The sequence below is a fragment of the Pseudomonas nabeulensis genome, assembly GCF_004682045.1.
In the GTDB taxonomy this organism is placed as follows: domain Bacteria; phylum Pseudomonadota; class Gammaproteobacteria; order Pseudomonadales; family Pseudomonadaceae; genus Aquipseudomonas; species Aquipseudomonas nabeulensis.
In genome coordinates this window covers 90,633-111,454 of record NZ_QUZT01000015.1, presented here as the reverse complement: position 1 = coordinate 111,454, position 20,822 = coordinate 90,633, and the positions used below count along the sequence as shown (strand labels likewise).

General features: G+C 59.7%; 15 protein-coding genes and 1 pseudogene. 8 read left to right on the top strand and 8 right to left on the bottom strand.

Going from position 1 to position 20,822, the window contains the following annotated elements; genetic code table 11:
- The first annotated feature begins 200 nt into the window (after positions 1–200).
- Both DYL61_RS10765 and DYL61_RS10760 read left to right on the top strand, forming a co-directional pair.
- Positions 201–551 carry a hypothetical protein gene (locus DYL61_RS10765; protein WP_135308319.1) on the top strand — a complete coding sequence of 117 codons (351 nt, stop codon included), beginning with the start codon at positions 201–203 and terminating at the stop codon, positions 549–551.
- A gap of 72 nt (positions 552–623) precedes the next feature.
- Positions 624–698, top strand: a pseudogene (locus DYL61_RS10760) (transcription elongation factor GreAB); the annotation flags it as partial.
- Here the strand turns inward: DYL61_RS10760 and gdhA are convergent.
- Positions 695–2,032: an NADP-specific glutamate dehydrogenase gene (gene gdhA / locus DYL61_RS10755; protein ID WP_135308318.1), complete on the bottom strand. Its 1,338-nt coding sequence runs from the start codon at positions 2,030–2,032 to the stop codon at positions 695–697. The pseudogene DYL61_RS10760 and the gene gdhA overlap by 4 nt on opposite strands.
- 357 nt (positions 2,033–2,389) lie before the next feature.
- The gene (gene ettA / locus DYL61_RS10750; protein ID WP_105699016.1) at positions 2,390–4,054 is read right to left on the bottom strand and encodes an energy-dependent translational throttle protein EttA; all 1,665 of its coding nucleotides are present in this window, start codon (positions 4,052–4,054) and stop codon (positions 2,390–2,392) included.
- Positions 4,055–4,339: 285 nt separating this feature from the next.
- Between ettA and DYL61_RS10745 the strand changes: the two genes are divergently transcribed.
- Positions 4,340–8,191: a sensor domain-containing protein gene (locus tag DYL61_RS10745; protein WP_135308317.1), complete on the top strand. Its 3,852-nt coding sequence runs from the start codon at positions 4,340–4,342 to the stop codon at positions 8,189–8,191.
- 222 nt (positions 8,192–8,413) lie between these two features.
- Positions 8,414–9,667, top strand: a complete 1,254-nt coding sequence (glyA, locus tag DYL61_RS10740) for a serine hydroxymethyltransferase (protein ID WP_135308316.1) — start codon at positions 8,414–8,416, stop codon at positions 9,665–9,667.
- A 195-nt stretch (positions 9,668–9,862) separates the two neighbouring features.
- Here glyA and yjiA read toward each other — a convergent pair whose 3' ends face one another.
- From yjiA to DYL61_RS10725, 3 genes are all read right to left on the bottom strand, one after another.
- A complete protein-coding gene (yjiA, locus tag DYL61_RS10735) occupies positions 9,863–10,822 on the bottom strand; it encodes a GTPase (RefSeq protein WP_135308315.1) in 960 nt (319 codons plus the stop codon).
- Between the two features lie 156 nt (positions 10,823–10,978).
- A complete protein-coding gene (locus DYL61_RS10730; protein WP_003194308.1) occupies positions 10,979–11,176 on the bottom strand; it encodes a YbdD/YjiX family protein in 198 nt (65 codons plus the stop codon).
- A 15-nt stretch (positions 11,177–11,191) separates the two neighbouring features.
- On the bottom strand, positions 11,192–13,258 hold the full coding sequence (locus tag DYL61_RS10725) for a carbon starvation CstA family protein (RefSeq protein ID WP_135308314.1): 2,067 nt from the start codon (positions 13,256–13,258) through the stop codon (positions 11,192–11,194).
- Positions 13,259–13,432: 174 nt separating this feature from the next.
- On the opposite strand from DYL61_RS10725, the gene DYL61_RS10720 reads away from it, so the two are divergent.
- Positions 13,433–13,801 carry a PilZ domain-containing protein gene (locus DYL61_RS10720; RefSeq protein WP_135308313.1) on the top strand — a complete coding sequence of 123 codons (369 nt, stop codon included), beginning with the start codon at positions 13,433–13,435 and terminating at the stop codon, positions 13,799–13,801.
- 122 nt (positions 13,802–13,923) lie between these two features.
- Here DYL61_RS10720 and radA read toward each other — a convergent pair whose 3' ends face one another.
- Positions 13,924–15,291: a DNA repair protein RadA gene (gene radA / locus DYL61_RS10715; RefSeq protein WP_135308312.1), complete on the bottom strand. Its 1,368-nt coding sequence runs from the start codon at positions 15,289–15,291 to the stop codon at positions 13,924–13,926.
- A 78-nt stretch (positions 15,292–15,369) separates the two neighbouring features.
- Positions 15,370–16,911: a catalase KatB gene (katB, locus tag DYL61_RS10710; RefSeq protein WP_135308311.1), complete on the bottom strand. Its 1,542-nt coding sequence runs from the start codon at positions 16,909–16,911 to the stop codon at positions 15,370–15,372.
- A gap of 287 nt (positions 16,912–17,198) precedes the next feature.
- Between katB and mscL the strand changes: the two genes are divergently transcribed.
- On the top strand, positions 17,199–17,615 hold the full coding sequence (gene mscL / locus DYL61_RS10705) for a large-conductance mechanosensitive channel protein MscL (RefSeq protein WP_105699008.1): 417 nt from the start codon (positions 17,199–17,201) through the stop codon (positions 17,613–17,615).
- A 45-nt stretch (positions 17,616–17,660) separates the two neighbouring features.
- On the opposite strand, the gene DYL61_RS10700 is transcribed toward mscL, so the two are convergent.
- Positions 17,661–18,437 (bottom strand): ferredoxin--NADP reductase, encoded by a 777-nt coding sequence (locus DYL61_RS10700; protein WP_135308310.1) that lies wholly within the window; start codon positions 18,435–18,437, stop codon positions 17,661–17,663.
- Positions 18,438–18,805: 368 nt separating this feature from the next.
- Between DYL61_RS10700 and DYL61_RS10695 the strand changes: the two genes are divergently transcribed.
- Positions 18,806–19,516, top strand: coding sequence for a helix-turn-helix transcriptional regulator (locus tag DYL61_RS10695; protein WP_135308309.1), 711 nt, complete (start codon positions 18,806–18,808; stop codon positions 19,514–19,516).
- 156 nt (positions 19,517–19,672) lie between these two features.
- A complete protein-coding gene (locus DYL61_RS10690) occupies positions 19,673–20,797 on the top strand; it encodes a methyltransferase (RefSeq protein ID WP_135308308.1) in 1,125 nt (374 codons plus the stop codon).
- The last annotated feature ends 25 nt before the right edge of the window (positions 20,798–20,822 follow it).

Below are 20,822 nucleotides of genomic sequence, written 5' to 3'. Positions count from 1 at the left end.
TTGGGGGCGGCTTCGCCACCCAGCGCGGGGCAAGCCCGCTCACTACAGAGGCGGTGTTGCTCCTGTCATCTCTTAACTGACTGGCATTAGGGCAAGCCCCTCCCACATCCAACACCTTTCTCACCTGCCTTTCACACCGCCCCGACAATTCCCGACCTAAACTTCTCCCTATCAGCCGGTAGACGGCCAGGGAGTACGCCATGTGGCGGTATGCGGTAATGCTGTGTGCGGTGGTGTGGCTGGCGGGTTGCCAATCAACCCATCAGGATTTGTTGGCCAAGGGTTATCCCCCGGCGTTTGCCGATGGTTTTGACGACGGTTGCAGCAGCGGTCGCCAGGCGGCTGGGGTGATCAGCGGGGAGTTTCGCAAGAATGTGCCGCGCTATCTGAAAGACCGCGAATACGCCGAAGGCTGGGAAGACGGTTTTCGCCAGTGCAAGGCCATGCGTGAGAACGAAGAGTTGCGCGACTACAAGCAACGTCACTGGGATGAGCGGGATCAAGACTGGCAACGGGAAAAAGACCGCGATGCCGCGAGGGCCTATCGCTAAAGCGGACGCAGAGCGTCCAGGGCTGCATTCCCACGCGGAGCGTGGGAACGATCGCGTTTTGCGACGTGGCACGGTGACGAGGTGCTGTGGAAGCGCCCCGTCGGCGATCAGTTGATCGAAGTGCTGCGCATTGAGCCCGAGGCTTAGACGATGCCTTGGGCCAGCATCGCGTCGGCGACTTTTACGAAACCGGCGATGTTTGCGCCTTTGACGTAGTTGATCCGGCCGTTTTCTTCACCATAGTGCACGCACGCGTGGTGGATCGACTGCATGATGTTGTGCAGCTTGCTGTCCACTTCGCCGGCGGTCCACAGCAGGCGCATGGCGTTCTGTGACATTTCCAGGCCACTCACGGCCACACCACCGGCGTTGGACGCCTTGCCCGGTGCAAACAGAATGCCCGCCTCGATAAAGATATCCACAGCCTCCAACGTGGTCGGCATGTTCGCGCCTTCGGCCACGCAGAGGCAGCCGTTGCGCAGCAGGGTGCGGGCGGCATCGGCGTCGAGTTCGTTCTGGGTCGCGCATGGCAGGGCGATGTCGCAGGCCAGCTCCCACGGAGTTTGACCCTTGCGGAATTCCAGGCCGAAACGCTCGGCCAGTTCGCTGATGCGACCGCGCTGCACGTTTTTCAGCTCCAGCAGGGCCAACCATTGTTCTTCGGTCAAACCGCTTTCGGCGTACAGGGTGCCTTCGGAGTCGGACAGGGAAATCACCTTGCCGCCCAGGTCCATGACCTTACGTGCCGCGTATTGCGCCACGTTGCCGGAGCCCGACACGGCCACGCGCTTGCCTTCAACCCGCTGGCCGTCGCGCTTGAGCATTTCTTCGGCGAAGTACACACAGCCGAAACCGGTGGCTTCCGGGCGGATCAGGCTGCCGCCGTAGGTCATGCCCTTGCCGGTCAGCACGGAGGTGAACTGGTTGCTCAGGCGCTTGTACTGGCCAAACATAAAGCCAATTTCCCGGGCGCCCACGCCGATATCGCCAGCCGGCACGTCCACGTCGGCGCCAATGTGGCGGTACAACTCGCTCATGAAGGCCTGGCAGAAACGCATGACTTCGGCGTCGCTCTTGCCCTTGGGGTCGAAGTCCGAGCCGCCTTTGCCGCCGCCCATGGGCAGCGAGGTCAGGGAGTTCTTGAAGGTTTGCTCGAAGGCCAGGAACTTGAGCACACCCAGGTTCACCGACGGGTGGAAGCGCAAGCCGCCTTTGTACGGACCAATGGCGCTGTTCATCTGGATACGGAAACCGCGATTGACCTGGACCTTGCCATGATCATCCACCCACGACACTCGGAAAGTAATCGCACGTTCCGGCTCGCAGATGCGCTCCAGGATGCCTGAGGTCAGGTAATGGGGATTGGCTTCAAGAAACGGCCACAAACTGCGTAGGACCTCTTCCACCGCCTGATGGAATTCAGGCTGGTCAGGGTCGCGTTTTTTGAGGCGGGCAAGGAAGGATTCGACGGATTCGATCATCAAAAGTCTCGGCAGATTTTTAGTTGTTAACAGAGATTGAGCCGGACTTTATCAATTCATTTCGCACTGCGACAGGGCAAAATGTCGCCTTTGTGAATTTAAATGGTGCATTGGATATAAATAAATCCAATAAACAGGTTTTTTTGCACCTTATAAGGGATTTCAGATCAGGGTTATGCACCAACAGTGAGACAGCCATCGGGGGCAAGCCCCCTCCCACATTCGACCGCATTCTTATCTGGAAACCCGATCAAATGTGGGAGCGGGCTTGCTCGCGAATGAATCCAACTCGGTCTACCTGAGAGCATGCAAAAAAAAACGGAGCCCGAAGGCTCCGTTCTTTTAAACCTGCCAGAATCAGGCGAGTTTTTTGTGACGCACGCGGTGCGGCTGGGCAGCGGCTTCGCCCAGGCGCTTCTTACGGTCCGCTTCGTACTCGGTGTAGTTGCCTTCGAAGAACACTGCTTGGGAGTCGTCTTCGTACGCCAGGATGTGAGTCGCGACGCGGTCAAGGAACCACCGATCGTGAGAGATCACAATGGCGGCGCCCGGGAAGTCCAGCAGGGCTTCTTCCAGGGAACGCAGGGTTTCAACGTCGAGGTCGTTGGACGGTTCGTCGAGCAGCAACACGTTGCCGCCCTCTTTCAAGGTGAGGGCCAGGTGCAAGCGACCGCGCTCACCACCGGACAGGTCCTTGACGAACTTCTGCTGGTCGCCGCCTTTGAAGTTGAAACGGCCCACATAAGTGCGCGACGGGATTTCATAGTTGCCGATGCGGATCTGGTCGGAGCCGTCGGAAATCTGCTGGAACACGGTCTTGCTGCCGTCGAGGTCGTCGCGGCTCTGGTCCACACAGGCCAGTTGCACGGTTTCGCCGATCTCGATGCTGCCGGAGTCCGGGGTTTCCTTGCCCATCAGCATGCGGAACAGCGTGGACTTACCCGCACCGTTACCACCGATAACGCCGACGATTGCGCCTTTTGGCATGGAGAACGACAGGTTGTCGATCAACACGCGGTCGCCATAGCCTTTGGAAACGTTCTTGAACTCGATGACCTTGTCACCCAGGCGCGGACCGGCCGGGATGTAGATCTCGTTGGTTTCCGAACGCTTCTGGAATTCCTGCGACTGCATTTCTTCAAAGCGTTGCAGACGCGCCTTGGACTTGGACTGGCGGGCCTTGGCGCCTTTGCGCACCCACTCCAGTTCTTCCTTCATGGCTTTTTCGTGGGCCGATTGCTGCTTGGATTCGGCGGCCAGACGGTCGGACTTGGCTTCCAGCCAACCGGAGTAGTTGCCCTCGTAAGGGATACCGGCGCCACGGTCGAGTTCCAGAATCCAGCCGGCAACGTTGTCCAGGAAGTACCGGTCGTGCGTGATCGCAACCACGGTGCCCGGGAAGTCGTGAAGGAAATGTTCCAGCCAGGCGACGGAATCGGCGTCCAAGTGGTTGGTGGGTTCGTCGAGCAGCAGCATGTCGGGCGCCGACAGCAGCAGGCGGCACAGGGCCACACGACGTTTCTCACCACCGGACAGGTGTTCGACCTTGGCGTCCCACGCCGGCAGGCGCAGCGCGTCGGCGGCGACTTCCAGCTGGCGCTCCAGGTTGTGACCGTCGCCGGCCTGCAAGATGGCTTCAAGCTTGGCCTGTTCGGCGGCCAGCTTGTCGAAGTCGGCATCCGGCTCAGCGTAGGCGGCGTAGACCTCGTCCAGGCGGGCCTGAGCGTCCTTGATCACGCTGACGGCTTCTTCAACCACTTCGCGCACGGTCTTGGACGGATCCAACTGCGGCTCTTGCGGCAGGTAACCGATGTTCAGCTCGGGCATCGGGCGGGCTTCGCCTTCGAACTCGGTGTCGACGCCAGCCATGATCTTCAGCAGCGTGGACTTACCCGAACCGTTGAGGCCGAGTACGCCGATCTTGGCGCCAGGGAAAAAGGACAGCGAAATGTTTTTCAGGATTTCCCGCTTCGGAGGGACAACTTTGCCCAGCCGATGCATGGTGAAGACGTATTGAGCCATGGTGAACCTAGCGTCAGTGACTGATGAATTAAGCGGGCGAAGCCCGTGCCAGGCCATGCGCCGCGCGGGCCGTTGACGGTGATCAATGCCTGCGTGCGGAAAAAGCCTGAATGTCTGGGGCTGGAACGCCCCCGCGTAACCGGCAAAGCTACCTGAATGCGCTTGGTCAGTCCAGCCAAGCGGGGCTGGCACTTTGCCACAAGTCAAGGCATGCTAGCCGCCCTCCGGGCGCCCGGCTTATAGTGCACGTCGCGCGCCAGTCCAGCCAAACCGCAGGATCACAGCTTGTCCAAAGTCACGCCGCCAACTCCCCTGCGCGCCGCTCATATAGCGCCGGGAGCGCCCCTGCACGGCACCCTCAAAGGCGCATTGGCGACGCTTGTCCTTTTGCTGCTCGCGTTATTGTTCTGGCAACTGCTTGACCAGCTACAGCAAAACCAGAAGAACCAGCAGCAATACACCATCGACTACAGCGCCGATCTGGCTGAACAGATCAGCCTGAACATGGCCCTCAGCGCAAAAATCGCCCTGAACTTGCTGCCGATGGTCGAGCCGCCCCACGACAGCGAACAACAACAGGCGTTGATGCACACCTTGCAGCGTTCCCTGCCGGAGTTGCGCAGCATCGCCCTGCTCGCCCCCAGCGGCGCAATGATCATCGACAGCGCCAGCGACAGCCAGGACGCCGCCTGGCTCGAAGAGTTGGTGCAGCGCAGCCACTCCCAGTCGTATTACCTGAGCAACAACAACGACGGCAGCCTCATCTATCTATTACTGCACCAGCCCAGCGGCGGCTCCAGGGTGTATTGGGTGCTGCGCCTGGCGCCCAGCTACCTGGCCAACCTGACGCGCCAGGACGGCCAGGGCCAGCGGCCGATGTGGGCCATCGAGAATCGCCTCAACCACCAGGTCATCAGCCGTGACAGCGGCATGCCAGCCCAATGGGCCAGCGCCCTGACGCCGGACGAGCTGAATAAAAGCGTGCTGGTGACCCCCCTGAGCAAAAGCGACTGGCAATTGCGCGGGCTGTTCGACCGCACCGCAGTGCTTGAGCAACTGCTGCCCGCGTTTATCGGCAAGTGCCTGCTGGGCCTGGCATTTTCGCTGATCCCGGTGATCGTGCTGCTGAACATGCGCCGTCGCCAACGCCAGGTGCATGAGGGCCGGCGGCGGTATCAGGATATTTTCGAAGGCACCGGCGTGGCGCTGTGCGTGCTGGACTTGTCGGGCCTCAATGCGTTCTTCGCCAAGGCCCAACTGGAGACCCGCGCGCAGTTGCACACCTGGCTGCAGGACAACCCCATCGAGCGCCAGCAATTGCTCAAGGAACTGCGCATCACCGAGGTCAACCAGGTGGCGGTACGCCTGTTGAACGTGGGTTCCTGCGAAGAAGCCTGGGAGCGCCTGATCGATGACTGCCCGCGCAACGCCACCTCCATTGGTTACCAGATACTCGAAGCCGTCCTGACCCGACAGGATCAGCTTGAGCTGGAAATTCAGCTCAAGGATGCCGCCAGCAACGATCAATACCTGTGGCTGGTGATGCGCCTGCCGGAACAGCGCGATGACTTCAAGGCGGTGATCCTCAGCATCAGCGATATCACCAGCCGCAAGCTGATCGAATTGTCGTTGGTGGAGCGTGAGAGTTTCTGGTCCGACGTGGTGCGCACCGTGCCCGATCACCTGTATGTGCAGGACGTGATCAGCCAGCGCATGATTTTCAGCAACCACCACCTGGGCCACACCCTCGGCTATAACAAGGCCGAACTGCACCAAATGGGCGAATACTTCTGGGAAATCCTGCTGCACCCCGAGGACGCCGAGCATTACCACGACCTGCGCCAACAGCAGCGCCAGGTCGGCTACACCACACAACTGCAATGCCAACTGCGCTTTCGCCATCGGAACAACCAATGGCGCCGCTTCGATATCCGCGAGCAGGCCCTGGCCCGGGACAAGACCGCCGTGGTCACACGCATCATTGGCGTGGCCAAGGACATCACCGACCAGATCGAAGCCAGCGAATCCCTGCGCGACAGCGAACAGCGCTACCGCATGCTCGCCGAAAGCATCAGCGACGTCATCTGCTCCACCGACAGCCAATTGGCCCTCAACTACATCAGCCCCTCGGTCAATGCGGTGCTCGGTTATGACGTGGACTGGGTATTCCAGAACGGCTGGCAGTCGATCGTTGCCAACCCGCAGCAACTGAGCGGCATTTATAGCCTGGTGGAGCAAGTCAGCCGTGCGCTGGGCGATGCCGAGGCGCTGAACCAGCTGCGCGATGAAATGCAGACTCAGTTGTTCCTGTTTGACTGCCTGCGCGCCGATGGTCGCAAAGTGCCGATTGAGCTACGCCTGGTACTGGTGTGGGACGAACACGGCACCTTCGAAGGCATCCTCGGTGTGGGCCGCGATATCAGCCAGCAACGCCGCGCCGAGAAAGACCTGCGCATGGCGGCCACGGTCTTCGAGCACTCCACCTCGGCGATCCTGATTACCGACCCTGCGGGTTACATCGTGCAGGCCAACGAGGCATTCAGCCGCGTCAGCGGTTACGCGGTCAGCGATGTGCTGGACCAGTTGCCGAACCTGCTCACCGTCGACGAACAGCAGGAATCCCACCTGCGCTACGTGCTCAAGCAACTGCACCAGCACAGCACCTGGGAAGGCGAAGTGTGGCTCAAGCGCCGCAACGGCGAGCATTACCCGGCATGGGTCGGCATTACGGCGGTGTTCGACGACGAAGGCGACCTGGCCAGCTACGTGTGTTTCTTCAGCGATATCAGTGAGCGCAAGGCCAGCGAACAGCGCATCCACCGCCTGGCCTACTACGACGCCCTGACCCACTTGCCCAACCGCACCCTGTTCCAGGACCGCTTGCATACAGCATTGCAGGCGGCCGAACGACAGAAGTCGTGGGTGGTACTGATGTTCCTCGACCTCGACCGCTTCAAGCCGATCAACGACTCCCTGGGCCACGCCGCCGGCGACCGCATGCTCAAGGAGATGGCGACCCGCCTGCTCGGCTGCGTGGCCGAAGACGACACCGTGGCACGCATGGGCGGCGATGAGTTCACCTTGCTCCTGCAACCACGGGTCAGCCGCGAGATGGCGTTGAACCGCGCGATTCACGTGGCCGAGCAGATCCTCGCCAGCCTGGTGAAGCCGTTCGTGCTGGAAGGCCGCGAGTTCTTTGTGACCGCCAGTATCGGCATCGCCCTCAGCCCGCAAGACGGCAACGAGCTGAGCCAACTGATGAAAAACGCCGACACGGCGATGTATCACGCCAAGGAACGCGGCAAGAACAACTTCCAGTTCTACCAGTCCGACATGAACGCCAGCGCCCTGGAACGCCTGGAACTGGAAAGCGACCTGCGCCACGCCCTGGACCAGAACGAGTTCGTGCTCTATTACCAGCCGCAGTTCAGCGGCGACGGCAAACGCCTGACCGGCGCCGAAGCCCTGCTGCGCTGGCGCCACCCGCGACGTGGCCTGGTGCCGCCGGGGGACTTTATCCCGGTGCTGGAAGAGTTGGGCCTGGTGGTGGACGTGGGCGACTGGGTGATCAGCGAAGCCTGCCGCCAACTCAAGACCTGGCACCAGAACAAGGTGCGGGTGCCGAAAGTCTCGGTGAACATCTCTGCGCGACAGTTCTCCGACGGCCAACTGGGCACGCGCATCGCCACCATCCTCAAGGACACCGGCCTACCGCCGGCGTGCCTGGAGCTGGAGCTGACGGAAAGTATCCTGATGCGCGAAGTCAACGAAGCCATGCACATCCTCGACAGCCTGAAAAACCTGGGGCTGAGCATTGCGGTGGACGACTTTGGCACCGGGTATTCGTCGCTCAACTACCTCAAGCAATTCCCTATCGACGTGTTGAAGATCGACCGCACCTTTGTCGATGGCCTGCCGTCCGGCGAGCAGGATGCGCAGATTGCCCGCGCCATTATTGCCATGGCCCACAGCTTGAACCTGGCGGTGATCGCCGAGGGTGTGGAGACCCATGAGCAGTTGGATTTCCTGCGTGAACATGGTTGCGATGAGGTGCAGGGTTATCTGTTTGGGCGGCCGATGCCGGCGAATCGGTTCGAGGCGCAGTTCAGCAATGATGCGCTGTTCATGTTCGACTGAGGTTCTGGGGTGAGGCCACTGGCCCTATCGGGGGCAAGCCCCCTCCCACCTTGGAATGCGCTCGAATGTATGAGGGGGCTTGCCCCCGATGAGGCCCTCACAGTCACCGCCTATCCCCAGATGAGCCCCACTTGTCCGCGACATGATGTCCTTTCATATGCCATCTAAAACCCATTGGGTTAGAATGCCCTCCTTTTCTGCCCCCGATCCTTGAGGACCGCCATGTTCAGCCGTGATTTGACTATTGCCAAGTACGACGCCGATCTCTTTGCCGCCATGGAGCAAGAAGCCGTGCGCCAGGAAGAGCACATTGAGCTGATCGCTTCGGAAAACTACACCAGCCCAGCGGTCATGGAGGCTCAGGGTTCGGTTCTGACCAACAAGTACGCCGAAGGCTACCCAGGCAAGCGCTACTACGGCGGTTGCGAGTACGTCGACGTGGTTGAACAGTTGGCCATCGACCGCGCCAAAGAGCTGTTCGGCGCCGATTACGCCAACGTCCAGCCGCACGCCGGTTCCCAAGCCAACAGCGCCGTGTACCTGGCCCTGCTGCAAGGCGGCGACACCATCCTGGGCATGAGCCTGGCCCACGGCGGTCACCTGACCCACGGCGCCAGCGTTTCCTCCTCCGGCAAGCTGTACAACGCCGTTCAATACGGTATCGATGCCAACGGCCTGATCGACTACGACGAAGTCGAGCGCCTGGCGGTTGAACACAAGCCGAAAATGATCGTGGCCGGTTTCTCTGCCTACTCGCAGATCCTGGACTTCCCACGTTTCCGCGAGATCGCTGACAAGGTCGGCGCCTACCTGTTCGTTGACATGGCTCACGTAGCCGGTCTGGTCGCCGCTGGCGTCTACCCGAACCCGGTGCCTTTCGCTGACGTGGTGACCACCACCACCCACAAGACCCTGCGCGGTCCACGTGGCGGCCTGATCCTGGCTCGCGCCAACGCCGACATCGAGAAGAAGCTGAACTCTGCCGTATTCCCAGGCGCCCAAGGCGGCCCACTGGAGCACGTGATCGCCGCCAAAGCGATCTGCTTCAAGGAAGCGCTGCAACCTGAGTTCAAGACCTACCAGCAACAAGTGGTCAAGAACGCCCAGACCATGGCCAGCGTGTTCATCGAGCGCGGCTTCGACGTGGTGTCCGGCGGTACTGAAAACCACCTGTTCCTGCTGTCGCTGATCAAGCAGGACATTTCCGGTAAAGATGCTGACGCTGCCCTCGGCAAAGCCTTCATCACCGTGAACAAGAACTCCGTGCCAAACGACCCACGCTCGCCGTTCGTCACCTCGGGCCTGCGCTTCGGCACCCCGGCTGTGACCACCCGTGGCTTCAAGGAAGCAGAGTGCAAGGAACTGGCTGGCTGGATCTGCGACATCCTGGCTGACCTGAACAACGAAACCGTGATCGACGCGGTACGTGAGAAGGTCAAGGCCATCTGCAAGAAGCTGCCGGTGTACGGCGCTTGATTGCAGTTGCTTGAATGAAAAGCCCGGCTCTTGAGCCGGGCTTTTTTGTGCCTGAAGACACTGCTTTCTCAACCTGAAATGCAATCAACTGTGGGAGGGGGCTTGCCCCCGATGGCAGTGTGTCAGTCATAGATGGGCTGTCTGACCCACCGCAATCGGGGGCAAGCCCCCTCCCACAGTTGATCGTATTTCAAGTCAGGGTTGGTAGACCCGCTGGAAGCCCTCGCGAATCTTGTCTTCGGGCAATTCATCAGCAATAAACACAATCACACTCTCCCGCGCCTCGCCCTCGGCCCACTCGGTGTCCCAGTCGAAACCGTAAAGTTTGAGCACACCCTGAAACACCATCCGCCGATCTTCCCCGGCAATATTCAGCACGCCTTTATAGCGCAGCAACTGCTTGCCATGATCTTCCAGCAGCTCATTCATGAACTCGCTGAGCCGATCAATATCCAGCGGCTGCTCGGTGCGCAGCACCAGGCTGGAAATGCGGTCGATGGACGGCGCGGCACTCACCGGGCGCAGGCTCATGCCGGCGTTGAGGTTGAAACCGCGTACATCCAGCAATTCAGCCAGGTCGATAGTGCCGTGGTCCACCACACGGATCGGCGCGCGGCGGTTGATGCGGGTCAGGCGCTCGCTCAACGCGTCAAAGGTGGCGTCATCCACCAGGTCGCGCTTGCTCACCAGCAGGCGGTCGGCAAAACCAATCTGCGCCTGGGCGATGGTCTGGGTCAGGTGATGCTCGGCGTGAGCGGCGTCCACCAGGGTGATGATGCCGTCGAGGATGTAGCGCTCGCGCAGTTCCTCGTCGATGAAAAAGGTTTGCGCCACCGGCGCTGGGTCGGCCAGGCCGGTGGTTTCGATCACCAGGCGGTCGAAGGCGATTTCGCCGCTGTCCAGGCGTTCAAGCAACAGATACAGGGCTTTGGTCAGGTCGGTGTGGATGGTGCAGCACACGCAGCCGTTGGACAGGGTCATGACTTGCACCGGTTCGTCGCCCAATAGCTGGGTGTCGATACCGGCGTCACTGAATTCGTTTTCGATCACGGCGATTTTCAGCCCGTGTTCGGCTTTGAGTAAGTGGCGCAGCAAGGTGGTCTTGCCAGCACCAAGGAAGCCGCTGAGGATCGTTACCGGAATGGGAGAGGACAAAGACAGTTCTCCTTATAACTGAAGGAACACAAAACAAATGTGGGAGGGGGCTTGCCCCCGATAGCAGTGTGTCAGGCACTTATCGGTCACTGACATACCGCAATCGGGGGCAAGCCCCCTCCCACATGGGATCACCACTGACTCAAAATTACCGAGTTAGCAGCATTTAGGCCCACCCTTGCCACCGTAACGGGCTTCCTGGCGTTCCCGGAAGAACGCCTTGTAGTCCATCACCGGCTTGTCCGGGTGTTTGGTTTGCATATGCTCGACGTAGGTGTCGTAGTCGGGCATGCCGACCATCAGGCGCGCGGCCTGACCGAGGTATTTACCGAGGCGACTGATGTCATTGAACATGGCTGCAATCCTCGATCACGCGTCCGGCACGGCCTGGAACGGGGCTTCTTTATCCGTACGTTCTTTGTTGCCCCAGGCGGCGACGCCGACCTTGAGCGCATAGAACAGGATGCTGAATACCACGAACAGGAACAGCGCCGTCAGCGTTGCGTTGGTGTAGGCGTTGTAGATCACGTGCTGCATCTGGTCGATGTTCTTGGCCGGGGCGAGGATCTGGCCGTTGGCCAGGGCATCGCTGTACTTCTTGGCCAGGGACAGGAAGCCCACCGCCGGGTTGGCGTCGAACAGCTTGATGAAGCCCGCCGTGGTGGTGCAGATCAGCAGCCAGACCGCTGGCAGCATGGTCACCCAGATGTAGCGTTGGCGTTTCATTTTGATCAGCACAACGGTGGCCAGCATCAGCGCGATACCCGCCAGCATCTGGTTCGAGATACCGAACAGCGGCCACAAGGTGTTGATGCCGCCCAGTGGGTCGATCACACCTTGGTACAGCAGGTAACCCCACATCGCCACGCAACCAGCGGTGGCGATCAGGTTGGCGGTCCAGGACTCGGTGCGTTTGAGCGCCGGCACGAACGAACCCAACAGGTCTTGCAGCATGAAGCGACCGGCACGGGTGCCGGCGTCAACGGCCGTCAGGATAAACAGCGCTTCGAACAGGATCGCAAAGTGGTACCAGAACGCCATGGTGTTTTCACCCGGCAGTACGCTGTGCAGGATCTGCGCGATACCGACCGCCAAGGTCGGCGCACCGCCGGCACGGGCCAGGATGGTGGTTTCACCGATGTCATGGGCCACGGCTTGCAGCGCCTCTGGCGTGATCGCAAAACCCCAACTGCTGACGGTTTGCGCCACAGCCACCACATCACCGCCAACCACTGCGGCCGGGCTGTTCATGGCGAAGTACACGCCTGGCTCGATCACCGAAGCGGCAACCATGGCCATGATGGCCACGAACGACTCCATCAGCATGCCGCCGTAACCGATGTAACGGGCGTTGGTTTCGTTATCCAGCAGCTTGGGCGTGGTGCCCGAGGAGATCAGCGCATGGAAACCCGATACCGCGCCACAGGCGATGGTGATGAACAGGAACGGGAACAGACCGCCCTTCCACACCGGGCCGGTGCCGTCGATGAACTGGGTCAGCGCGGGCATTTTCAGCTCTGGCATGGTGACCAGGATGCCGATGGCCAGGGCAATGATGGTGCCGATTTTCAGGAACGTAGACAGGTAGTCACGCGGTGCCAGGATCAGCCACACCGGCAATACTGCGGCAACGAAACCGTAGCCGATCAGCATCCAGGTGATTTGAATACCGGTGAAGGTAAAGGCCTTGGCCCACACTGGGTCAGCGGCAATCTGCCCGCCCAGCCAGATCGAGCCCAGCAGCAACAGCACGCCGATAATCGAGATTTCACCGATGCGGCCCGGGCGGATGTAGCGCATGTAGATGCCCATGAACATCGCAATCGGGATGGTCGCCATTACCGTGAAAATGCCCCACGGGCTTTCGGCCAGGGCCTTGACCACGATCAGCGCCAGCACCGCGAGGATGATGATCATGATCAGGAAGCAGCCGAACAGCGCGATGGTTCCCGGAATGCGGCCCATCTCTTCGCGGACCATATCCCCCAGGGAACGGCCGTTGCGACGGGTGGACAGGAACAGCACCATGAAGTCCTGCACCGCACCGGCCAGCACCACGCCGGCAATCAGCCAGAGCGTACCGGGCAGGTAGCCCATTTGCGCCGCCAGCACCGGGCCGACCAACGGGCCTGCACCGGCAATCGCCGCAAAGTGGTGACCGAACAGGATGTGTTTGTTGGTCGGCACATAGTCCAGACCATCGTTGTTGAGCACTGCGGGGGTGGCCCGCCGTGGATCGAGTTGCATCACGTTATTCGCGATGAACAGGCTGTAGTAGCGGTAAGCAACCAGGTAGATGGCCACAGCAGCGACCACAATCCACAAGGCGTTGATCGCCTCGCCGCGGCGCAAGGCCACTACGCCCAGGGCGCACGCTCCTACGATTGCCAGCACCAGCCAGGGTAGGTGGCGTAGCAGGCTATTATTATTTTTCATTTTTATATTCCAGCCAGGGTGGACAGAAAGGACAGCCGTTCCGAGTTTAGCGCTGTTGGCTTTAAAGACCACCCCCCTACGTTGGTCTAGAGCCTTCTCCGGGCGAAAAAAGCCGAAATAAATGCCCAATGATGGCGCAGGGCTACAATCCCTTTATCCACAGAGGGTTTCACCATGACCGAACAGCCGTCTGACCGTCGTCGTTTTCGCCGGATCGCCTTTGATGCCAAGACCGAACTTCGGCAAAACGGCCGGGAATGGCCGGTGCAATTGGTGGATTTGTCGTTAAAGGGGTTGTTGGTGCAACGGCCCGAAGACTGGAAGGGGAATAAGGCGCTGCCGTTCGATGTGGATATTCGCCTGGACCCGAAGGCCCACATCAAGATGCAAGTGCGGCTGACCCATGAGGATCATGGACAGTTGGGGTTTGTGTGCCAGCACATTGATCTGGATTCGATCAGCTTTTTGCGGCGGTTTGTCGAGCTGAATCTGGGAGATGAGGAGGAGCTGCACCGAGAGTTGGCGGCGTTGCTGGTTACCTGACAGGCAAAACAAATGTGGGAGGGGGCTTGCCCCCGATTGCGGTATGTCAGTGACAGATAAGTGCCTGACACACTGCTATCGGGGGCAAGCCCCCTCCCACATGGGTTTATCAGTGTTGTTGATTATTCGAACAAGGCATCCAACGCCTGTTCCAAGCGCGTCACTGCAATAATCTGCAACCCCGCCGGCGACTCCTTCGGCGCATTACCCTTGGGCACAATCGCCCGTTTAAAGCCGTGCTTCGCGGCCTCCTTCAACCGCTCCTGGCCACTCGGCACCGGCCGCACCTCACCCGACAAGCCCACCTCACCAAACACCAGCAAATCATGGGGCAGTGGCCGGTTACGCAAGCTGGACATCACCGCCGCCATCAACGCCAGGTCCGACGCGGTCTCCAGCACCTTGACCCCGCCCACCACGTTGAGGAACACGTCCTGATCATGGGTCGGGATGCCGCCATGCCGGTGCAGCACCGCCAGCAACATCGCCAGGCGGTTCTGATCCAGGCCCAAGGTGACACGCCGTGGGTTGGCCAAATGGCTGTCATCCACCAGCGCTTGCACTTCCACCAGCATTGGCCGGGTGCCTTCCCACGTTGCCATTACCACACTGCCTGGGACTTCTTCCTGGGCGCGGGTAAGAAAAATCGCCGAAGGGTTGGAGACTTCTTTCAGCCCCCGATCCGTCATGGCGAACACGCCCAATTCGTTGACTGCACCGAAACGGTTTTTCACCGCTCGCAACAAACGCAGGCGACCATCGGATTCGCCCTCGAAATACAACACGGTATCGACCATATGTTCCAGCACGCGCGGCCCGGCCAGCGCGCCCTCCTTGGTCACATGGCCCACCAGGAAAATCGCCGTGCCGCTCTGCTTGGCATAGCGCACCAACAGCGCCGCACTTTCACGCACCTGGGATACGCCGCCGGGTGCCGACTGCAATTGCTCGGTGAAAATCGTCTGGATCGAGTCGATCACCATGACCTTGGGCTTTTCGATACGCGCCGTGGCGATGATGCTTTCGATGCAGGTCTCGGTCATGACCCGCAGCTGGTCCTGGGGCAACCCCAGGCGCCTGGCGCGCATGGCCACTTGTTGCTGGGATTCCTCACCGGTGACGTACAGCGCCGGCATACGGCTGGCGATGCTGCACAGGGTTTGCAGCAGGATGGTGGATTTGCCGATACCGGGGTCACCACCGATCAGCACTACGGAGCCGTCCACCAGGCCACCGCCAAGCACACGGTCCAGTTCGCCAGACGCGGTAGAAAAACGCGGGATTTCTTCGACGCTGACTTCAGCCAATGTCTTGATCTGCGCCTGTTGCCCGGTCCAGCCGGCACGACCGCTGGGGGCAGCCGCGCCGCCGCTCTCGATCATGGTTTCAGTCAGGGTGTTCCATGCGCCGCACTCGCCGCATTGGCCGGCCCACTTGGGAAAGGTCGCGCCGCACTCCGTGCAGCCGTACATGCGCTTGGCCTTTGCCATTTGAGAACCTCCAACCGAAAAACCGCGATGATAGCTCAGCGCGGCGCCCGATCAAGGGCGCCTCGCCGAAACCTGCGATCAGTCAGTCAATTTGTCTGCCAGCACTTTTACCCGTGCAAGGTCTCCCTTGGCGACCTTGGCCACCCCAGCGCCGTACTCCGGGTCGGCCTTGTAGAGGAACGACAGGATAATGTGCTTGCTCTCGTCATCGGTGGTCGCCAGCGAGCCGCCGAAGTTGTCGATCAAGTCCTGGCGCTCTTTCTTATTGAACGAGCGATACAGGTCACCGGCCTGCTTGAAGTTCTGCTCACGCTGAATCTTCGCCTGCTGGGTGCTGCCCGCCAGCGCCGACTGGCTGTAGCGTGCGGTTTGTGGTTCTTCCCGAGGCTCAAGACGGCTCGGCTGGTAGTTCACGCCGCTGCTGGTCTTGCCGAAATTCATCGCGCCGTCCTGGTTACCGTTGTTGACGGTTACCCGTGGTGCGTTGATTGGCAGTTGCAGCGCGTTGGCGCCCAGGCGGTACATCTGGGTGTCGGCGTAGGAAAATATCCGGCCTTGCAGCAGGCGATCCTCCGAGGGCTCGATGCCCGGCACCAGGTTGGCAGGGGCCATGGCGACTTGTTCGGTCTCCTGGAAAACGTTGGCCGGGTTGCGGTTCAGCACCATCTGGCCGACTTTGCGCTCGGGCACATTCGGCCAGATTTTGGTGGCATCCAAGGGGTCGAAGTCGAACTTGGCCAGGTCCTCAGGCTTGAGTACCTGCACGTACAGGTCCCACTTGGGGAAGTCGCCCTGGTTGATGTGGGTGACCAGGTCGTTGGTCATGTGGCTGTAATCCCTGCCCTGCACTTCGGTGACTTGCTTGGGGTCGAGGTTCTTGATGCCTTGCAGGCTCTTCCAGTGGAACTTGACGTAGTGCACCTCGCCCTTGGCGTTGATCAGCTTGTAGGCGTGCACACTATTACCATCCATTTCCCGGTAGCTGGCGGGTGTACCGGAGTTGGAGTACAGCTCGGTCAACGTGCGCGTGGCTTCGGGTACATGGGAGAAGAAGTCGAAGCGCCGGGAATCGTCATCCAGGTTGGTGCGTGGATCCGGTTTAAAGGCGTGAACCATGTCCGGGAACTTGATCGCATCACGGATAAAGAAGGTCGGGAAGTTATTGCCCACCAGGTCCCAGTTGCCGTCGGCGGTGTAGAACTTGGTGGCGAAGCCACGGGGGTCGCGCAGGGTTTCCGGGGAGTGGTTGCCGTGGACCACGGCGGAGAAACGCACGAACACCGGGGTGGCTTCACCTGCCGCAAAGACCTTGGCCTTGGTCAGGTCGCTGAGGTTATCGGTGACCGTGAAGGTGCCGTGGGCGCCGGTGCCACGGGCGTGTACAACGCGCTCAGGGATGCGCTCGCGGTCGAAGCGCTGCAGCTTCTGGATGAGCTGCACGTCTTGCAGCAGCACCGGGCCATTGGCACCGGCGGTTTGTGAGTTCTGGTTGTCGCCGACGGCAGCGCCGTTATCGCGGGTGAGGTTGGCGGCGTGTACAGAGAGGGAAAGCAGGCTGGCGGTTACCAGAACCAGCGCGGATCGCGCGGATATTGGCCCACGGCTCATTGGGTTTTTCATCGAGGTTTCCTCTGGTTTTTCTAATGCACATTCAGTTGTGCTTGCCAGAGGCTAGTGAGCTGGAGCCCAGAAGATAAATAGAAAAGCAGTACCAACCCGATAAAGAAAATAGTCTGGTAACCCACTGAAATTATGGGTAATTCGCGCGCGATTGATGGCACTTTGCAAACTATTTGCGATTTAATGTGTCGATAAAAACTAACAGTGTTAACAGTTGTGTCGGGCAAGCCCTCTACGACTGACTTACACTGAGCCCCACCCTTCTCATCTGTAACAAGGAATAACCTATGGGCGTGATCAGTGAGTTCAAGGCCTTCGCGGTCAAAGGTAATGTGGTCGACATGGCCGTCGGTATTATCATCGGCGCCGCCTTCGGCAAAATTGTTTCCTCGTTTGTAGGCGACGTGGTGATGCCGCCGCTCGGTCTGTTGATCGGTGGCGTGGACTTCGGTGACCTGGCGATTACGCTCAAGGCGGCTCAGGGCGATGCCCCGGCGGTTGTGCTGGCGTACGGCAAGTTCATCCAGAGCGTGATCGACTTTGTGATCATCGCGTTTGCGATCTTCATGGGTGTGAAGGCGATCAACCGCCTGAAGCGCGAAGAGGCCGTGGCACCCAGTGCACCGCCAGTGCCGACCAAGGAAGAAGTGTTGCTGGGCGAGATCCGCGATCTGCTCAAGGCACAGAACGACAAACCGTTATAACCAAAGCCGGTTTGAAAAAGGCGCCCGTTTGAGGCGCCTTTTTTATTACCAGTAGTTTTCCACCGCCACCTGGCCAGGGCGTCGGCTCAAGCTCAGGTTCATATCGCGCTGCTTGAGCAACTGGCGCGTGTCATCGACCATTTGCGGGTTGCCGCAAATCAATACGCGGGAATGCTCCGGGGTCAGCTCGACGCCGGCGGCGCGCTCCAGCTCGCCATTTTCGATCAATGTGGTAATGCGCCCATTCAGCGTGCCCGGGTGCTGTTCACGGGTAACGATTGGAATGTAGGTGAGCTTGTGGGCGTATTCGGCCAGGTATTCACGCTCGCCCAGTTCCTTGATCAGCGACTGGTAGGCCAATTCCTTGGCTTCCCGCGCGCTGTAGACCAGGACGATGCGCTCGAATTTCTCCCAGACCTCGAAGTCTTGCAGGATCGACAGGAACGGAGCCACCCCGGTGCCGGTGCCCAGCATCCACAAGTCACGGCCGTCGACAAAGCGATTCAAGGTCAGGAAACCCGTGGCCTGGCGTTCCACCATCAAGGTATCGCCGACCTTGAGACGGCTCAGCTCACTGGTGAACTCGCCACCCGGAACGACAATGGAAAAGAAATCCAAATGCTCATCGAACGGCGAGGACACCAAGGAATAGGCGCGCCACACGGTGCGGCCATCGGCCTTGGTCACTCCCAGGCGCACGAATTGACCCGCCGTAAACCGGAAACCCGGATCACGGGTGGTGCGCAGGGTAAACAGGCTGGGGGTCAGCGATTGCACGTCGAGCAAGGTCTGGCGGGTAAATTTCTCAGCACTGGCCGTCATGGGGGGCTCCGTTCTACAGGTGCCCTAGTGTCCCTCAAAGTGACCTACGGAAACACTGATGGTTTGTAGTGGCATCTTAGACTGGCGATTTAATAGCACCCTTAATCAATTCGCGATTAACACTCTTATCAGGCTTACCAACAAACTGTTAGTTAAACATTACAGCGACTTCAACCTATTAAAAACTCTCAAAAAACCAACTTAATATTTACAAAGCTAACTAACAAATCTGCCGAAAACTTCTTAAACCTCATCGCGCAAGAACGAAAATTTCCTCTCGTAACGTAGCCAATGTCCTACACTCATTTCCGTGCAGCTTTGGGGTTCTGGACGTACCCAGGCCGCGTACACCCCATGGAGAGTTACCAATGATCAACTGGCGCAACACTAGACTCCCCAAACTGGAAGGCGAGAACGAGATCACCAGTATTTTTGAAATGGTCATCAACCAAACCTTAGAACTCGGCTTTCAATTCTGTTCCTTTACCATGAGTTCACAACAACCTAACAACCGAACGAAACCGATCCGACTCAATAACTATCCAAACGAATGGAACACACTCTATAAGCAAGCAAACTTTTTCGACGTTGATCCCGTAGTGACACACTGTAAGCGCTGCGTACTACCACTGGTCTGGGAGAAAAAAGTCTTCGGCGCTGCACCCAATTTATGGGAGCTGGCCCAACTCCACGGTGTGCACTTGGGCTGGACCCAGGCCGTTCATGACTTTCAGGGTGTGTTCAGTATGCTGACCCTCGCACGGGGTGAAGGCGAAGTCAGCCCGGAGGAACTGTACGAAAAAGCTGGCCAGGTGCTGTGGTTGTGTCACGCCATGCACGCGGTCGTCGCGCAGAAATATGCCGATGAGCCTAGCGTCAAACCCGTCAGCCAACTGACCCCTCGGGAAACGGAAATCCTCAAGTGGTCAGCCATGGGCAAGACCGCATCGGACATCGCCACCATTCTCTGCTTGTCGGAGCGCACGGTGGGCTTTCATATCAGCAGTTCATTCAAGAAACTGGGGGTCAACAACAAGATCGCCGCGGTACTCAGGGCCTCTAAAATGGGCTGCTTTTAACCCCACAGAAACACCGCATGTAATCCCTCTGGAAAAAAAGTAACATTTACGCCCGATTCTGAGTGTTGATGCAGCCCAAAGGCCGCCTCGCAGTTCACTCAGAGGGTCGCGCAGCTGACTGCCGACCTCTCACGATGACCCAGAGCCTCCCCCGCCATGCCCCTGCTCGACAGCCCCTTCGCCCAGCTCGATCTGATCCGCCAGCCAGAGCAACACAATGATCCGCTGCAAGCGTTCGATGCGGCCGACGAATACTTGCTCAGCTATTTAGCTGAGCAACAGCCAACGGCGACTACCCGCGTACTGGTGCTGAATGACAGTTTCGGTGCCCTGGCCGCCAGCCTGGAGGGCCGGGTGCAGGTGACGTCGAGCGGCGATTCCTTCCTCGCCGCGCAAGGCCTGGAGAAAAACCTGGCGCGCAACGGCAAGGCCTTTGATGCAGTGCGCTTCATCCCCGCGAGCCAAGTGCCAACGGGCCCGTTCGACCGGGTACTGATCCGCGTGCCCAAGACCCTGGCACTGCTGGAAGAACAGCTGATTCGCCTGCAAGGCCAACTGGCCCCCGGCGCGCAAGTCATCGCCGGTGCCATGATCAAGCACCTACCACGGGCGGCCGGTGATTTGCTTGAGCGCTATATCGGACCGATGCAGGCGTCATTGGCCGTGAAGAAAGCCAGGTTGCTGATCGCCACCGTTGAAGACCGCCCGTTGACGGTCTCGCCCTACCCGACCCGTTACACCCTGGACTCGCCAGCCATCGAACTGCTCAACCACGCCAACGTGTTCTGCCGCGAAGGCCTGGACATCGGCACCCGCGCCTTCCTGCCGCACCTGCCAAACAACCTCGGCAGCGCCCGTGTCGCGGACCTGGGTTGCGGCAACGGCGTATTGGCGATTGCCAGCGCACTGCAAAACCCCGACGCGCAGTACACCCTGGTGGACGAGTCTTATATGGCCGTGCAATCGGCGGCCGAGAATTGGCAGGCGGCCCTGGGCGACCGCGACGTCACCCTGCGCGCCGCCGATGGCCTGGCTGGCCAGGAACCCCACTCGCTGGACGTGGTGCTGTGCAACCCGCCATTCCACCAACAGCAGGTGGTCGGCGACTTCCTCGCCTGGCGCATGTTCCAGCAGGCCCGCGAAACCCTGGTGGTGGGCGGCGCCCTCTATATAGTCGGCAATCGCCACCTGGGTTATCACACCAAACTGGCACGGCTGTTTCGTGGCGTCGAACAAGTGGCCACCACGCCGAAATTCGTCATCCTCAAAGCGCGCAAATAAAAAAACCCTGCCGCTCTTGCGAGGG

What these genes read in the sequence shown, in the direction of transcription:
- DYL61_RS10765 (WP_135308319.1), top strand. Translation starts at nt 201, where the DNA reads ATGTGGCGGTATGCGGTAATGCTGTGTGCGGTGGTGTGGCTGGCGGGT.
- gdhA (WP_135308318.1), bottom strand. Translation starts at nt 2,032, where the DNA reads ATGATCGAATCCGTCGAATCCTTCCTTGCCCGCCTCAAAAAACGCGAC.
- ettA (WP_105699016.1), bottom strand. Translation starts at nt 4,054, where the DNA reads ATGGCTCAATACGTCTTCACCATGCATCGGCTGGGCAAAGTTGTCCCT.
- glyA (WP_135308316.1), top strand. Translation starts at nt 8,414, where the DNA reads ATGTTCAGCCGTGATTTGACTATTGCCAAGTACGACGCCGATCTCTTT.
- DYL61_RS10730 (WP_003194308.1), bottom strand. Translation starts at nt 11,176, where the DNA reads ATGTTCAATGACATCAGTCGCCTCGGTAAATACCTCGGTCAGGCCGCG.
- DYL61_RS10725 (WP_135308314.1), bottom strand. Translation starts at nt 13,258, where the DNA reads ATGAAAAATAATAATAGCCTGCTACGCCACCTACCCTGGCTGGTGCTG.
- DYL61_RS10720 (WP_135308313.1), top strand. Translation starts at nt 13,433, where the DNA reads ATGACCGAACAGCCGTCTGACCGTCGTCGTTTTCGCCGGATCGCCTTT.
- radA (WP_135308312.1), bottom strand. Translation starts at nt 15,291, where the DNA reads ATGGCAAAGGCCAAGCGCATGTACGGCTGCACGGAGTGCGGCGCGACC.
- katB (WP_135308311.1), bottom strand. Translation starts at nt 16,911, where the DNA reads ATGAAAAACCCAATGAGCCGTGGGCCAATATCCGCGCGATCCGCGCTG.
- mscL (WP_105699008.1), top strand. Translation starts at nt 17,199, where the DNA reads ATGGGCGTGATCAGTGAGTTCAAGGCCTTCGCGGTCAAAGGTAATGTG.
- DYL61_RS10700 (WP_135308310.1), bottom strand. Translation starts at nt 18,437, where the DNA reads ATGACGGCCAGTGCTGAGAAATTTACCCGCCAGACCTTGCTCGACGTG.
- DYL61_RS10695 (WP_135308309.1), top strand. Translation starts at nt 18,806, where the DNA reads ATGATCAACTGGCGCAACACTAGACTCCCCAAACTGGAAGGCGAGAAC.
- DYL61_RS10690 (WP_135308308.1), top strand. Translation starts at nt 19,673, where the DNA reads ATGCCCCTGCTCGACAGCCCCTTCGCCCAGCTCGATCTGATCCGCCAG.